The sequence below is a fragment of the Salinivibrio kushneri genome, assembly GCF_005280275.1.
GTDB lineage: Bacteria > Pseudomonadota > Gammaproteobacteria > Enterobacterales > Vibrionaceae > Salinivibrio > Salinivibrio kushneri.
Window position 1 is genome coordinate 124,879 of record NZ_CP040021.1, and the last position, 15,387, is coordinate 140,265.

Annotated in this window: 12 protein-coding genes; 10 read left to right on the plus strand and 2 right to left on the minus strand. The window is 51.5% G+C overall.

Annotated elements, in window-relative coordinates; all coding sequences use genetic code 11:
- Positions 1–97 precede the first annotated feature (97 nt).
- The 10 genes from FCN78_RS00610 (at position 98) to FCN78_RS00655 (ending at position 11,519) form a co-directional block, all read left to right on the plus strand.
- Positions 98–607, plus strand: a complete 510-nt coding sequence (locus FCN78_RS00610) for a sigma-70 family RNA polymerase sigma factor (RefSeq protein ID WP_069361956.1) — start codon at positions 98–100, stop codon at positions 605–607.
- Positions 608–610: 3 nt separating this feature from the next.
- Positions 611–1,537, plus strand: a complete 927-nt coding sequence (locus FCN78_RS00615) for a DUF4880 domain-containing protein (RefSeq protein WP_077659113.1) — start codon at positions 611–613, stop codon at positions 1,535–1,537.
- Between the two features lie 79 nt (positions 1,538–1,616).
- Positions 1,617–4,589, plus strand: coding sequence for a TonB-dependent receptor (locus tag FCN78_RS00620; protein WP_131825567.1), 2,973 nt, complete (start codon positions 1,617–1,619; stop codon positions 4,587–4,589).
- Between the two features lie 93 nt (positions 4,590–4,682).
- On the plus strand, positions 4,683–5,411 hold the full coding sequence (locus FCN78_RS00625) for a Slam-dependent surface lipoprotein (RefSeq protein WP_077659115.1): 729 nt from the start codon (positions 4,683–4,685) through the stop codon (positions 5,409–5,411).
- A 58-nt stretch (positions 5,412–5,469) separates the two neighbouring features.
- Positions 5,470–6,924 (plus strand): surface lipoprotein assembly modifier, encoded by a 1,455-nt coding sequence (locus FCN78_RS00630; protein ID WP_077659116.1) that lies wholly within the window; start codon positions 5,470–5,472, stop codon positions 6,922–6,924.
- Positions 6,925–7,010: 86 nt separating this feature from the next.
- Entirely contained in the window at positions 7,011–7,847 is an 837-nt protein-coding gene (gene exbB, locus FCN78_RS00635; protein ID WP_077659117.1) for a tonB-system energizer ExbB, read from the plus strand.
- A 4-nt stretch (positions 7,848–7,851) separates the two neighbouring features.
- Positions 7,852–8,283 (plus strand): biopolymer transporter ExbD, encoded by a 432-nt coding sequence (locus tag FCN78_RS00640; protein WP_069361951.1) that lies wholly within the window; start codon positions 7,852–7,854, stop codon positions 8,281–8,283.
- Positions 8,280–9,155: an energy transducer TonB gene (locus FCN78_RS00645; protein WP_077649609.1), complete on the plus strand. Its 876-nt coding sequence runs from the start codon at positions 8,280–8,282 to the stop codon at positions 9,153–9,155. Before FCN78_RS00640 ends, FCN78_RS00645 begins: the two co-directional genes overlap by 4 nt.
- 209 nt (positions 9,156–9,364) lie before the next feature.
- Positions 9,365–10,282, plus strand: a complete 918-nt coding sequence (locus tag FCN78_RS00650) for a phytanoyl-CoA dioxygenase family protein (protein WP_077659118.1) — start codon at positions 9,365–9,367, stop codon at positions 10,280–10,282.
- Positions 10,283–10,415: 133 nt separating this feature from the next.
- Positions 10,416–11,519, plus strand: coding sequence for a glycerophosphodiester phosphodiesterase (locus FCN78_RS00655; RefSeq protein WP_235607564.1), 1,104 nt, complete (start codon positions 10,416–10,418; stop codon positions 11,517–11,519).
- 210 nt (positions 11,520–11,729) lie between these two features.
- Here FCN78_RS00655 and FCN78_RS00660 read toward each other — a convergent pair whose 3' ends face one another.
- Together FCN78_RS00660 and FCN78_RS00665 are read right to left on the minus strand one after the other, a co-directional pair.
- Positions 11,730–13,040 (minus strand): MATE family efflux transporter, encoded by a 1,311-nt coding sequence (locus tag FCN78_RS00660; RefSeq protein WP_077659119.1) that lies wholly within the window; start codon positions 13,038–13,040, stop codon positions 11,730–11,732.
- 141 nt (positions 13,041–13,181) lie between these two features.
- Positions 13,182–15,275 carry a prolyl oligopeptidase family serine peptidase gene (locus FCN78_RS00665; RefSeq protein WP_077659120.1) on the minus strand — a complete coding sequence of 698 codons (2,094 nt, stop codon included), beginning with the start codon at positions 15,273–15,275 and terminating at the stop codon, positions 13,182–13,184.
- Positions 15,276–15,387: the final 112 nt, after the last annotated feature.

Consider the following 15,387-nt stretch of genomic DNA (forward strand, 5'->3'; position numbering starts at 1 on the left):
TGGCTCTATCTAGAACATGCTTGCATATATGCAATTATTAATGATAATTGTTAGCGTTTGTATTTGGTGGTCGATTTAGATGTAGGGAGCACATTCAATGATAGGGAGTCAGCAGGCGTTACATCAGGGTGTTACCTCGCTGTATGTGTCACATCAGCGCTGGCTTTCGGGCTTTATTCAGCGACGAATGGGTTGCCCGTCAACGTCGGCAGATTTAGTTCAAGACACCTATTTGCGTTTGCTTAACTCTGGCCGTTTGCCTGATACAGACAGTGCGCGTGCTTACCTTACCCATATCGCCAAAGGCTTGATCATCGATTGGTATCGCCGTCGTCGCGTTGAGCAAGCTTACTTAGACTATCTGCAAGCGCAGCCAGAACTCATGGCCAGCTCGCCCGAGCAACACCAACAAACCATGGAAGCCTTGGTGGCGGTTGATGCGTTATTAGGGCATTTACCGGTCAAGGTGCGGCAGGCTTTGCTGATGCGCCAGCTCGAGGGAATGAGCTATAAAGACATCGCAAAGGCGCTTTCTGTCTCGGTTTCCTCGGTAGAGAAATATGTTGCCAAGGCACTGGCTGCCTGTGTACTCGCCGCGCAAGAGTGATTCATGATGTCGTCTTTATCACCTCATGTGGTTGAGCAAGCGGCACAATGGATGGCCCGTATGTGGGCGGACGATGTGTCTGAGCAGGATAAACAAGCGCTATCACAGTGGCGACGTGCTCACCCTCATCATGAAAAGGCATGGCAAGCGCTGGAAGGTGTGCAATCCCAGCTTCAGGATGTCTCGGGACATCATTCGGTCTTATTGCGACAAAGTGGCTTGTCGCGCCGGCGGTTTTTGGTGCTCGGTGGCATTGGTATTGGCGCAGGGTGCTTATTGGCATGGCGCTCCAATGCGCAGCGTTACGAACAGGGCGTTGCCTTGGCAAGCCGAGTCGGGGAACTTAAGCAGTTCACCTTGCCGGATCAGAGTCGTATCGCGTTAAACACAGATTCGCGGGTGTGGGTCGATTATCAAGGCGGGAAAAAACAGATTTTCCTTGAGCGCGGTGAAGTGATGCTCGAGGCGGCATCGCCTTTATCGGTTCTCACCGCCCACGGTCAGGTGTGGGTTGAGGATCAAGGCCAACTTGCTGTGCGCCAGTTTACGCGTTTCAGTGCTATACAATTGTTATCGACCAACGCGAGTATTCAGCCGTATCAGGGTCAACTGCGTCACATTCCCGCCGGGCATTCGGTGCAATGCACAGCCAATAAGGTGCAGCATCTTGCACCTTTAGAAACTCACGCGGTGAGTTGGTTGGAGCAAAAACTTGTGGCTGAACGCATGCCGCTTTCGGCGCTGGTTGAAGAGTTCTCACGGTATTTCTCAGGCTGGTTGCGCTTAGATGCACAACTGAATGATCTAACCGTGACGGGGGTATTTTCCACCCGTAATATCCAGCAAACGCTGGCGAATTTAGAAACCATTCTGCCTATTGCCCTGCGCTTTCGTACTGCGCTCTGGGTGCAAATTATTCCAGCCCAATAAAAAATGACACTCATCTTTACGGATCTCACGCCTTCGTTCGGTGTATCGGTTAGTTCATTCACTTAAGTGGAGCCGTATTGTGAAACTGCAGTCATCGATATTGTGTCTATCGTTAACCTTGGGCGTGCCTTTTTATTCCCCCGTTTATGCCCAAACAGACACGGTAAATACCTACCAGATTCCCGCCGGAGAGCTTGATGCGGTATTAAAAGCCTTTGCGCTGGCATCGGGTATCGAATTTCATCTGGATGCGCGTTTGTCCGAAGGTTTTTACAGTGCGGGGCTCGACGGACAGTTTACTCCAGAGCAAGGCCTCAACACCCTGCTGACCAGTACGGGGTTGACGGCACACCGACAAGCCGATGGCAGCTATCAAATTACCGACAGCACAGAGTCGCTGACGCTCGATACCCTAGATGTGTCGTTTTCGGAAGGGGATATTAGCCGCGATGAAGCGGGTAAATATGCTGTTTACGATGACAACCGGTCAACGGTGTACGCGGGCAAAAAAGAGGTTGAGCGATATAAAGGTAAAGATGCGGCTGATCTCTTGAAAGGTATGCCCAATGTGTACAGTGGCGATGCGCGCAACGGCGGAGGCATTGACCCAAATATTCGTGGTGTCCAAGGGCCGGGTCGTGTGCCTGTTCTCATTGATGGTACAGAGCAAGGGCTGACTGTCTGGCGTGGCTATCGCGGTGTCTCGAATCGCAGCTATATTGATCCCAACTTAATTGGTGGTGTGCAGGTCATCAAAGGCCCCAATACTGTGGCGAATGTCAAAACATCCACAGGCGGCGCGGTGGTCGTCAATACCCTCTCTGCGCAAGATATTTTGCTGCCGGGAAAAGACTTTGGCGGTGAGTTCTTGATTGAAGGTAGCAACAATGCGGTTGCGCCCACATTAGGGACCTTATACACAGGGCAAGACTATCGAGAAGTCGACGGGTTTCCGTCCACGCCACAATACCCTTACGCCGATCCTTCGCTTTGGCAGCCGATGAGCCACAACAAGAACAACAATCCTTTCTCGGGGGATGACTACGCTTACCGTCTTGCGCTGGCGAAACGAGGCGAAAGCATGGAATGGTTAGCTGCTTACGCTTATCGCTATAAAGGCAATTATTATGGGGGCAAACATGATAGTGGTTTTTATAAAAGCGGCGATTCGAAAGAAGCCTATATGACCAAGATCGATCCAGAGACCTTGGCTCTGCGCCATCTGCCGGGCGCGGAAATTCCCAATACGTCCAGCGAAACCGAATCTGTGTTGCTGAAAAGTACATTCCTTTTCGAGGGCGCGCAGCAATTGAGCCTTGGCGCGCGCTACACCGATGCCGAGTATGGTGAAATCATGGCGAGCCGCTCTGGCGACTTAGTCGATGGCAATAAAATGGCGCAATGGCCACTTAGCCGCGTGCGAGCGCAAGCTTATAACCTTGATTATCATTGGTCGCCAAAGGACCCTTGGATTGATTTAACGGCCAAGTTATGGACCACCTACACCGTCAGCGATACCAATACCCGAGGTGGGTTTCCTAACTATGCCAATAACCATGACCTGTTACCGGGCTACAGCACCCTGTTGCGCAATACTGCTGCGTCCAATGCAAAAGATAGCCGTATTGGCCTGAATATCAGCAATACCATGGCGTTCAGTGACACCTTATCTATGACTGCCGCAGGACGATATCAATACCGAGAGCAACGTTCTGATGATACTTATGATGCGAACAAAGCCGATGGTTGGGTGCACTTTCCACAAGAAGGGACCTATCAAGAATTTGATGCCAGCTTACAAGCCACTTGGCAGCCACATACCCAATGGACGCTTAACGCTGGTGTGAAGTTTCAAGGCTTTGATGTCAAAGATGACTTCCTTGCAGCGCGCCAAGCCGAAGGGGGCGATACCCTGTTCACGCAGCAGGCTGTCTCGCCGGGGCTTGAAGCCAGCTATAAAGTGCGGGTGTTCTTGAGTGAGGCTGAAATTCAGGCGAGGTTGGACCGTTATCGCGAAAGTTTGGAATTTTTTGGGGTGCCTGAAAGCCAGATATTGGTTGATCTTGCAGAAGAAGAAGCCAAGCTGCGCGAAGAAGGTAAAATAGAAGAGCGCACACAAGCTTGGTTACATGATGGAAACGGTAAATATAGCCGTGCGCAAAACCCCTGTGACCCCGCTAACGGACTATTACCCGACAACTACATTGAAGGGACGTGTCGTGCGACCAATCAATTGAATACCAAAGTGAATATGCGTCCCAAAACACACGATCACGAGCAGGGTTGGTCACCGTTTGCCTCCGTGGCATTTTCTCCCACGCCGCAAGACCGTATTTACTATCGCTACAGCCAAATGTTGCGCTTTCCAAGCCTCTTTGAAAGCACACTTAGCTTTTCCGCGTTAAATAATGCGTATACCAGCCTCAAACCCGAAGCAACGGTGAATCACGAGTTAGGCTACATTCATCATTTTACTCACGGTGATCTGAAACTGGCTTACTTTCACCACCTCACTGAAAACGTGATCGAGCGAGATGACATGCTGCGCTTTAGCAATATTGATTCGCAGACGCTGGCAGGGTTGGAGCTGCAAGCGAACTACGATGATGGTGATTGGTTTGCCGATTTAAATGGCGCTTACATGCTCACCAATAAAGTCTGTGATGAGAGCTCCGTCGTCACACGTTATCGCCCCGACGAGCCAGAATATTATCGCAATTGTCTGTTTGGCGGTTTTCCTGGCGGATATTTAGAATCGCAAGTCCCCCCAGCGTGGTCGACGTCGCTGCAACTGGGCCATCGCTTTTTCAATCGTCAGTTAGAAGCTGGGATCAAAGGCGCGTACCTTGCCAAAGCCAAGTCAGATGAGGTGGTCCAGCGCGACGATACCTTAACGTTTGATGCATTTGCCAATTATCAGCTATCACGCCACATCGCGCTTGAAGTCGTAGGGACCAATTTAACCGATGTCTACCACATTGACCCACTGGTGCGTTCCAGTGTACCGGCGCCAGGGCGGACTATTAAATTGATGCTAAAAGCAAAATTTTAACGACGCGGTTACGGGTTTGCCTGAACTGAACGGTAAAGAGGATGAAGCAAATAATTTGCTGGACGTTGAAATCATTTACCTAGGAGTCACATTATGCCTTACAAAACCGTCGTGATAGCACTAAGTGCCATTTTAACTACCACATCTGCTTTGGCTAATATTGTTGGCACACAAAGCGATGACGCCAATATTGAAGTCGGCACATCCAATGTGCCTTTTGGCCCCCATACAATGGGTAAGGCGGGGATTGGTAATGACAACCGTATCTCCTCGAAATTCAAAGTGGACTTTGAAGGGTTGACCCGTGCCAGCAGTACCCAAAAGCAAGGCGACATTTACACCAATGGCACATCACATGCCGGGGAAGCGGGAGTGTTTAACTTTGCGCAGGCCGGTGCGGGCGACGTGTGGTTTGGTGAATGGTCGCAAGACTTTGCCGGTAATGGTCAAGATCGCAGTGTGTATTATGCGGGCGATAACACCCAAACGAGTCTGCCCACATCGGGCACGGCATCTTATGCAGTGACTGGCTTGAACCGCTTTACTGGCAATAATGCATTGACTGGTGAGTTTAACGCAGACTTTTCCGCTAAAACCGTTCGCGGCACCATCAGTAATGCTGCGATGAAACTAAGCATTGATGCAGATATTGATGCGAAAACTGCAGCGTTTAAGGGTGACGCGCATGCTTTACGTAGTGGTCCAGGGGTTGTAGGGGACACACAAGGCCATTTCTTTGGTGCAGACGCCGCAGCCCTTGCTGGGGTTGCAACCTTTGCCGACCGCGATCTCAATACCGCCTTTGGCGGCACCAAAAAATAGCGTTTATTTTTTATGATGCAGAGGCGATGTGCCTCTGCTTTTTATTTGCGGGTGTTGCATGCGGTTTTATTTACTCGTCGGCGTTATTAGCTTGATGATCACGCCCACGTTGGTATTCAGTAGCCAATCCGAAACAGACCTTCGTATTGAACAACGTCAGAGACAACAACAAAAACAGTCGGAAGACAAAGCGCTGGCAGAGGCCGATTTAGCACTGCCCAGCACACCATCATGGCATGTTCCTTTAGAAACATTGGATGTGAATGCATTGGGAAGAGCGCTCTACCAAGCGATACGACAACACGCTTGGGATAGGGTGGCTGAAGGGCTGCCTTACTATCAAACATTACCCGGCCATGATGCGATGTTAATTCTTTATGCCAAGGGGGGCTTGGCCCGACAGGCAGGAAACCTCGCCCAAGCCGCGCATTCCTATCAAGCTCTACTTAAGCTTAAGCCTGATTTTTTACTGGCGCAGTTATCACTAGCGCGCGTGTTATTTGAAGATTACCAAAGCCGTGAGGCTAAACAGTACTTTGAGGCTATCGCGACAAGCATTGCCGGTATGCCTCACGCTGCTGGTGTTCAGCGAACCGTCTCGGCCTATTTACAAGCACTATCTTTGCGTCAGTCATGGCAAGGCTCGTTGGCGATTGGGCCTGAGTATCACACCAATATCAATAAAACGTCTCACAGTGAAACCTGTTTGCTATCGGTGGCTGCAGGGTGTGCTTACGTACGAAAAACGCCGGACGCGATTGCCAGTTATGGTTGGGGAGCCACGCTCTCGGCAGCAAAAACATGGGCTGTGTCTGGTCATCACCATGGCTTTATCCGCGGCATGGCATATGGTGCGGATTACGATAAAAATGATACCTATAACCAGTGGGACACCCAGTGGTTGATTGGGTATCGGTATCAAAATGCGGCTAATCAACTCTCAATAGGCCCTTTATTGGAAGGCACTTGGCAAGGAGGCTCGTGGATTTCCCATACCTTTGGTGTCAACCTTGACTACCTACGTATCCTTACTCCTGCATCGACATTTAAGGGAACGGTTGTCAGCAAAGATATCCGTTATCAAGGCGCACAGCTGAAGGCGCTGTCGGGGCAGGAAACCTATTTGTCTGCAACATGGTTCTCTCAGCTTCATCCCAACTGGTTAGCTTTTATCGGTGCAAACTACACGGATAGCCAAAGTGAGGATACTGTCTTTGACTGGCACAGCCTAGGAGGACGAGTCGGAGTGAGTTTTCAGCCGACGCCCGAACTCGATGGCCTGTTTAGTTATGCCTATCAAGATCGTAACTATCAAGAATACAACGCCATGTTGGGGGATAAGCGGCATGATATTCAACATACGCTGGTATTGAGTTTGCGCCTGCCTACGCTAACTGTGGCGGGTTTTTCTCCGGTGATCACAGGCCAGTATCATCAAACACGAAGCAATGTTGATTGGCTTTATAGCCATGATTACACGCGCATCCAAGTCCAGTTTGAAAAACAATTTTAAAAATTTTTACGGGTTTTCGTTATTCGTTCGGTATAGCGGGTAGACAACCGATATGGCGTATTACGCATGGATAATAAGGACTCAAAATGAAGCGATATTGGATAGGACTGGGGCTGTGGCTCTTGGTCATCACGGTGCATGTGCAGGCGAGTGAATCCACGGCACCTGCGGAGAGCGGGTCAGTGGTGACCGCTTCAGGCTCGCAGGCCACCCATTTGTCCGTTGATGCACTGTCTCCGCTCGGTATGTATCAGGCTGCGGATCCTATCGTTAAAGCGGTCATGCTGATATTGCTGGCGGCTTCCGGCGTGACATGGGCTGTACTCGTCACTAAGCAGTGGCAACTCGGTCGTGCACGTCGCCGCTTAGCGCCACTGGTGTCACTTTGCGCTCACGCTGAAAGCTTTGCGGCGGCCAAAGCGGCGGCATCATGTCATCAGGGCACTGGGCTGGCGTTTCTTAGTGCGGCGCAAACCGAGCTTGCACTAACCGAACAAGTAGATGCAGTCAGTCAAGGCGTTAAAGAGCGGGTACAAGCACGGTTGGAGCGGGTGCAGGTGGCACAGGCTAGCATGATGAATCGCGGCACAGGGGTGCTGGCATCGATCGGGTCCGTCGCTCCCTTTGTGGGACTGTTTGGTACCGTGTGGGGGATCATGAATGCGTTTATTGGCATTGCGCATACGCAAACGACTAATTTAGCCGTGGTGGCGCCCGGGATTGCTGAAGCCCTGCTGGCAACCGCTCTTGGCTTGGTCGCGGCGATCCCAGCTGTGATTGTGTACAACTATTTTACCCGTGCATTGGCTGCTTATCGTGCTCAAATGGGGGATTTAGCGGTGGCTATTTTGGTACTGGTGAGCCGCGATCTCGACAGTGAGTGCAATGCGCAAACTGAACTGGCGTGGCGACAGGCAGGGTAGAGAGATGAGCTTTCAATTTTCCTCGTCAGACCATGAACTACAAGAAAACCATGAGATTAATGTGACACCATTTATCGATGTGATGTTGGTGTTACTGATCATTTTTATGGTTGCGGCCCCGCTTGCAACCGTCAGCGTGCCGGTGGATTTACCCACCTCTTCGGCGAAGCCGAATGCATCGCCCAGTCAGCCTGTGTATTTGTCTGTAGGCTCTGGACAAATGCTGCAAGTTGATGAGCATCCTGCGTTTTCCCTTGAGGAAGCCAGTCAGAAGTTGCCTCAATGGGTGGCGAACAAACAAACCCGTTTATATTTGCGGGCCGATAAAACCTTGCCTTATCAGTCACTGTTGGAAGTCATTAATACGCTTAGTCAAGCGGGTTATCAGCAAGTCGGGCTGGTGGGCATTGCGCAGTCAGCATCGCGTTCCTCATGACGGTATTGGCTGGGTTGCCGCAAGGCTTTGAGTTAGACCGCACGCGAAAAGGCTGGTTAGTGGGGGCGGCAGTGAGCGTCAGTCTCCACCTTGGGGTGGCGATCGCGTACTTTTGGACACCGGCGCGCACGCTCGCACCGCCTCCCGCCGCGATGCCGATTGCCATTTCTGTCATCGCACCAGAGGTGTCAGCCCCAAAGGTGGAACAGCACGATGTGCAAGAGGGCAAACTGCAACGCGCCAGTCAGCCTGCTCATGCATCTGAGGCGGTGCCGGAAAAAGTGATGTCGACGCCAAACGCGACGCCTGTGGTTCAAGATGAGAAAAACGCGCAAGTGCAAAAACAGCCGCAGTCTGTCCCACGTCCTGCCAAGGAGCAGCCTAAAGCGATAGAGACGAAAAAAACGGTTGAGACACACAAGGTGCAAACGACTGAGCCTCGCCCCAAACCAAAGGAAAGCCCCAAAACGTCACGTGCATCGTCGGTCGCGCAAGAGGCGAGCGCGCCGAAACATGTTGATGCGCCAACACACAGTGAAAAAGTGACAGGCCCAGCGCAAGGACAGCTAACCGTAAAGGGAAAGGTTGCGAAGTTGAATTGGCAGCGACGGGTTCACGCGCACTTGGCTTACTATAAGCGCTATCCTCGATTTGCTCGGCGACTCAAACAGCAAGGCTCGCCTCGGGTAACCTTTACCGTCAATCGCCAAGGCGAGGTGCAATCGGTCAAACTCCAAACCTCGAGCCGCTTTGAGAGTTTAGACGAAGAGGCTAAGGAGCTTGTAAAGCGTGCGTCCCCGTTGCCGACGCCGCCAGATGTCTTGCCGGGCTCGACAATAACGGTTACTGTCCCTATTCGTTTTTCACTTTAAAAAGAAGAGGATATCTTTTGTCCGCGAGCATGGATGACAAAGGTTCACTCTCGATTGCTAACCTGTTAGGCTGCTCCCGAAACTCGCTTCGGGGTTGATTTCTATCGAGTCGCCCCGATGTGAAGCTGTATTCCACTCAATGCCCGTTTGGGCCTCAAATAGCGAGAAGATATCACTAAAAAACGAACGACATGAAGGAGGTGTCAATAATGGAAGGTACACCCGATTTGTATCCCTCACGCGTCAATGGAAAAGAAACCCTCTCCCCACGTCTAGACCCTGTTGTGTACGGCGGTGCGCAGCCAGAGGTACCGCATAGCTTGAGCCAACGTGATCTGGATACGTTTGATCGCCAAGGCTTTTTGGTGATGAATGACTATATGCCGGAAATGGTGGCACCGCTTAAACGTGAAATCACCCGTTTACGCGATGATATGGCCGGCTATGAAGAGCTATATACCGAGCCGGATAGTGACGAGCTGCGTACTATTTTTAAACCCTTTGCCTACAGTGACTTAATTGATCGCTTCTCACGTGATCCGCGCATTCTCAATAAAGTTCGGCAAATTTTGGGCTCGGATGCATATTTGATGCAATCGCGCGTCAATATTAAGCCTGCGTTTAAAGGCAAGTCGTTTCCTTGGCATTCTGACTTCGAGACTTGGCACGTTGAGGATGGAATGCCACGGATGCGAGCCGTGACTGTATGGCTAATGTTAACCGATAACACCGAGCATAATGGGCCTTTATATGTGATCCCCGGCTCGCACCATCACTATGCGTCTTGTGAAGGCAATACCGGCGAGAAGAACTATCAGCAATCGCTGAAAAAACAAATGCTGGGTGTGCCTAAACCAGAGACCATGGAAGCGTTGCTCGATGACAAGGGTATCGCCTCGGTAACGGGACAAGCCGGTACCTTGGTGTTCCATGATTGTAACTTGATGCATGGCTCACCCGATAATATCGCCAACGACCCACGTTCGATTTTAATGTTTGTCTATAACAGTGTGGAGAATAAACCGGTGACGCCCTTTAGTGGGTTGCCACTGCGCCCCCACTATTTATCTAATCCCGACCAACGCCCTCTGCAGGCGGTTGAGTCACTCTGGCCGCTAGCTTCATAGCCCGACTAACGCCCACGTTGTTGTGGGCGTTTTTAGTTTTTTTCGCTTTGAATCAGGGTTTTGCTATGCTGTCTCGGTAATTGAACAAGCGTTTAATTATCTCGCTAATTTCAACGACATTAAGGAGTTTCCGTTGAACACATCATTAAAAGCGACCCTGAGCGTGACAGCTACTGCCCTGAGTGTAGCCAGTGCCGTATCCTTCTCTTCTTTTGCTCAAGCCAGTGACAGTACGCTTAGCGAACAACTTGGCATTGCTGATCATGCGGTGATTGCTCACCGTGGTGACTCTTACAATGCGCCAGAGTCGACCTTGCCGGCCTACCAACTTGCCTGTGAAGTGGGCGCCGATTATCTCGAGCTTGACCTGCAGCGCACCAAAGACGGCAAACTGATCGCGGTGCATGACGACAACCTTAAGCGCAACACCAATATTGAGACAGTCTATCCTGAGCGTGCCGGCGACCCGGTCAATACCTTTACTTGGGCAGAGCTGGAAAAGCTGGATGCGGGCAGCTGGTTTAATCATTCATACCCAGAGCGTGCGCGTGAGAGCTTCCGTGGTTTGAAGCTAGTAACGCTGGATCAGGTACGTGAAATCGCCGAAAACTGTGCCCATCAGCCCGGGCTTTATATTGAAACCAAGGTGCCGGAGTTCTTCCCAGGGATTGAGCAGGATTTGAAGCAAGACTTGACCGAGCATGGTTGGTTAGATGACGACGCCAAAGGCAAAGTGATCCTACAGACCTTTAATAAATCGAGCCTTGAAGCACTGCAAGATGTGATGCCGAATGTGCCAAAAATCTTGCTGCTATGGGCAGGCGATGGCTACATTCCCACCAAAGACAGCGCGCCGAAAGCGGATGATGAGTCTTACGCTCAGTACTATGCGCGCCAAGAAGTGGCCTCGAAAGCCGGCTACGCAGAATGGTTGGATTATGCCAAGGAGCACGGTGCCATCGGTGTGGGGCCGTCGGGCACCCAAGCCAACTTTGATGATGCTTGGTCAAGCCAGTTTAGCTATATGGACTTGGCGAAGTCTTGGATGGTGGATATGAGCCATGAAAAAGGCTTGCTGATGCACATGTATACCCTGGACGATCGCGAAGATTTGATTCGTTACCGTGAGCGTGGCGTGGATGGCTTCTTTACCAACCGTCCTAACGTGGCGGTTAAAGCCTTAACCGATAGCGACGGTAAAGACATTGAAGCGACCTTAACGCAACTGGGTTATTAACCCCGCGCGTTAACAGTATTTACCCTTTGAGCCCGCCTGTTATTAGCGGGCTTTTTTCGTTGGGGGCAAACGCTAGAGAGGGTTCGGTTCGGCTTATTTCGCTAAGCAGACCCTCCGCGCCATGGATGGCGCGGCGGAGCCTCCAGGGATGGATTGACGGCGTGTCTATGTGCGACTGAGCCGATGCCCCAAGGTTAACTTTTTGGCTATCTACTCGCTCGCCATGAGTTTAGCCAGCGTACGTCGGTACATGGCATAAGCCACTGCGCCCGCAAGGAGGTTACCGATTAAGGCACCGGCAAACAGGCCAAACAGCTCGCCAATTTGTGCCCCCAGCCAGAGGCAGGGCAGGAAAAACGCAAATAGGCGAAGCGCAGAAATGGTCAGCGCGGTGTATGAGCGGCCTAATGCATTGGTAATCGACACCATCAACATACACACCCCTAGAGCGCCCAGGCTAAACGGCACTAGCGTAAGGTGAGTGTACAAGATATCGGTGACTTGTTGATCGCTGGTCATCAAGTCGGCGAGGGGAGCGGCGGCAAGCCAGGTCACCACGGCAATCAGCAATTGAAAGCCGAGAATAAACTGACAGGCTAACTTGACCAGATGGCGGACTTCGGTCAGATCGCCTTTACCCAGCAAACGACCCACCATGGGGGGCATCGACATGGTCAGCGCCAGCACCGAGACAATGGCAAAGAACTCAAAGCGCGAGCCCAGTGCCCAGGCGGCGACTGCCGCTGAGCCAAAGCTGGCGAGCAGCTTGGTGGCCAGCATAGATGACACCGGCGGCAGCAGCTGGCTGATCATCGCCGGTCCCATAATGTGGCCAATCGAGCGCACACTTTGTGTGACGTCTAAGTCTTGCCAGTCAAACGAAACCCAACCTTTACCAAACACGCGGGGCGCGACAATGGCGATGCCTGAGCCAAACGCAATTAAGGTGGCGACGGCCGCGCCATTAATGCCCCAATCGAGCCAAAAGATAAACACCGGATCGAGCGCAAGGTTTAATAAGCTGGTCACCACCATCATGGAGCCGGGCAACATGGTGTTGCCATTAGCGCGTGCTAGGCTATAAAAGAAGTAAAGCACCGCGCCTGTCCAGGCACTGATCAACCAAATTTGCCAGTAGCTATCAATCACCGGAAATACCTTGTCTGGCGCATCGAGCAACATCAAGATCGGGTGGCGTAAGGCATAGAGCAAGCCGGCAAACAATGCCACGCCTGTGGTGCCAATAAATAAAATCAGGCCGCCTAGTTGTTTGGCATAGCGACACTGATCGGCCCCGAGCGCGCGCGAGATCACCGCCGTGGTCGCAATCCCGAGTCCGACTTGAATGCCGATAATGATCATCTGAATGGGCAAGGTGAAGCCTTGTGCCGCGAGGGGGAGCACGCCCAACTGACCAATGAAGGCACTATCGACAAGTTGAAAACTCATCAGTGACAGTACGCCAAACAGCATGGGTAGGGTGGTCGAGAACAAGCGTTTTGCGCGAGAAGCAGACTCCATCAGGCACTCTTTACATTAATAGGGTGAAAAAAGCCGAGCACTGGCATGCTCGGCATAGTCGCACCAATTGTAGAGGATTGCTGAAAATTACCAACCCTTAATCAATGGGGTGATTCATGGTTGACGGACGCCATCTAAGACTTACTCCATGCCGAGCTGGTCGGCGAGATACGTATAGGTCCGCGCGAGCATCTTGGCACGGGTGGTATTGTTGGATGCGCCTGCATGCCCGCCTTCCATATTTTCAAAATAGAGCACGTCATGCCCCATCTCCTGCATTTTCGCGACCATTTTGCGTGCATGGCCAGGATGAACGCGATCATCGCGGGTTGATGTGGTAAAAAATATGCGCGGGTAAGCCGTTTCAGCTTCAATATTATGATATGGCGAATAAGTGCGAATGTATTCCCAGTCATCATCGCTGTCTGGGTTTCCATACTCTGCCATCCAGCTGGCACCGGCCAGCAACTGGTTAAAGCGACGCATGTCCAATAGGGGCACTTGGCACACGACCGCGTTGTAAAGATCGGGCCGTCGCATCGCGGTTGCGCCGACCAAAAGCCCGCCGTTGCTTCCTCCTTGAATGCCAAGGTGGGCTGGTGAGGTGATTTTGGACGCGATCAATGCTTCTGCCACTGCTTCAAAATCTTCATAGGCTTTGTGGCGTTGATCTTTAAGCGCCGCTTGATGCCAAGCGGGCCCATATTCACCGCCCCCGCGTATATTGGCGAGGACATAAACGCCCCCTTTCTCGAGCCAATTTTTCCCCGTTACCGCGCTGTAGTGCGGTGTCAAGCTGACCTCGAATCCACCGTAACCATATAACAATGTCGGGTGGGACTGATCCAGGTCGAGTGACTTTTTCGCCACGATAAAATAAGGAATGGCGGTGCCATCTTTTGATGTTGCAAACTGCTGTGTCACCTGAAGATCGTCCGAATTAAACTTGGCTTTAGTCGATTTAATCACGCGGGGATCTTGGCGACCTGGGGTCACTTGATAAATCGAGGGTGGGATCAGAAAGCTGGCTACGTCGACAAAAAAGTCATGGTGCTCAGGCGTCGCATTAAAGACCGAGAGCGTTGCATTATCTTCTATTGCCACCGTCTGAGTGTGCCACTGGCCAGTATCCTGTGGACGGAATAGCTGTATTTGCGACGTAACATCATTGAGCCAGCTGACCACAAGGTACTCGGCCGTGACGTCTAGCGCTTCAATATTGGCAGACGCCGTTGGTTTGACAAGTAATTGATAAGCCGGGGTCGGCTTGGCAAGCTCTGTCATTGAGGCATAGACAACACTGCCTTGCGGGAATGTGCGTTCTCCTTGGCGATAGTCAGATTTTAGCTGGAAAAACAATTGCCCCTCAAAATAACCCATGACTTCACTATCTGCGGGTAATGCCAATGGCACCAGATCGTCTGCGTTTAGCCAAAAGAGCTTTTGCGAATAAAAGGTCATACCCTCTGCAATTAACGTCACTCGGCTGTGGCTATCACGTAACGTCATGGCGCTGACGGAGACCGAGTCGGTAGCGCCTTGGTATAAGGTTGTCGCTTCCGATAAAGGTGTGCCCCGTTGCCATTGTTTGATGGTGCGTGGGTAGCCCGAATCCGTTAAGCTATCGGGCCCAAAATCAGTGGCTACGAGCAAATGATCGCGATCCAGCCAGGTGGTCCCGCTTTTGGCCTCGGGTAGTGTAAAGCCATCATGGACAAATGCCTTGTCGAGCATATCGAATTCACGTTTCACCGTCGCATCGGCGCCGCCGAGTGAGAGGGCGACCATACAGCGCTGGTAGTCAGGCGCGTAGCAATCGACCCCTTTTAACACCCAATCTTTTTGCTCTTGCTGTGCCAGGGCATCGATATCAATGACGGTTTCCCACTCAGGCGCTTTTTGTGCATAACTTTGCGCCGATATGCGTCGATAAATGCCCTTAACATGGGTATTATCTTGCCAAAAATTATAGTAGAAGGAGCCCCGTCGTGTCGGGTAGGCAAGCCGATCTTGTGCGTTAAGCACGGCCAAACTGTCTTCATAAAAGGCATCATACTGCGATTTTTTTTCTAAATATGCGTCGGTTTGGTTATTGTGTTTTTTGACCCATTCGAGCGCATCTTTGCCCTCGACGTCCTCAAGCCACAGGAAAGGATCCGCTTGCTCAGCGCCGTGTGCGGTTGCAACCGTCATGGCCAGTGCAGCCGCTGACAGGCATTTGGTTTTGTTTGTCATCGTGATTCTCCCGACATCATTGTCAGTGGGTGTGTCAATACATAGAAAAAAACCGAGCACAAAATGCTCGGCGTCGAAAAAGGTTCAACGTAAGCCGAAACGGCAGTGGTGG

Coding starts and splice junctions, on each gene's coding strand:
- FCN78_RS00610 (WP_069361956.1), top strand. CDS start 98: ATGATAGGGAGTCAGCAGGCGTTACATCAGGGTGTTACCTCGCTGTAT.
- FCN78_RS00615 (WP_077659113.1), top strand. CDS start 611: ATGATGTCGTCTTTATCACCTCATGTGGTTGAGCAAGCGGCACAATGG.
- FCN78_RS00625 (WP_077659115.1), top strand. CDS start 4,683: ATGCCTTACAAAACCGTCGTGATAGCACTAAGTGCCATTTTAACTACC.
- FCN78_RS00630 (WP_077659116.1), top strand. CDS start 5,470: ATGCGGTTTTATTTACTCGTCGGCGTTATTAGCTTGATGATCACGCCC.
- exbB (WP_077659117.1), top strand. CDS start 7,011: ATGAAGCGATATTGGATAGGACTGGGGCTGTGGCTCTTGGTCATCACG.
- FCN78_RS00640 (WP_069361951.1), top strand. CDS start 7,852: ATGAGCTTTCAATTTTCCTCGTCAGACCATGAACTACAAGAAAACCAT.
- FCN78_RS00645 (WP_077649609.1), top strand. CDS start 8,280: ATGACGGTATTGGCTGGGTTGCCGCAAGGCTTTGAGTTAGACCGCACG.
- FCN78_RS00650 (WP_077659118.1), top strand. CDS start 9,365: ATGGAAGGTACACCCGATTTGTATCCCTCACGCGTCAATGGAAAAGAA.
- FCN78_RS00660 (WP_077659119.1), bottom strand. CDS start 13,040: ATGGAGTCTGCTTCTCGCGCAAAACGCTTGTTCTCGACCACCCTACCC.
- FCN78_RS00665 (WP_077659120.1), bottom strand. CDS start 15,275: ATGACAAACAAAACCAAATGCCTGTCAGCGGCTGCACTGGCCATGACG.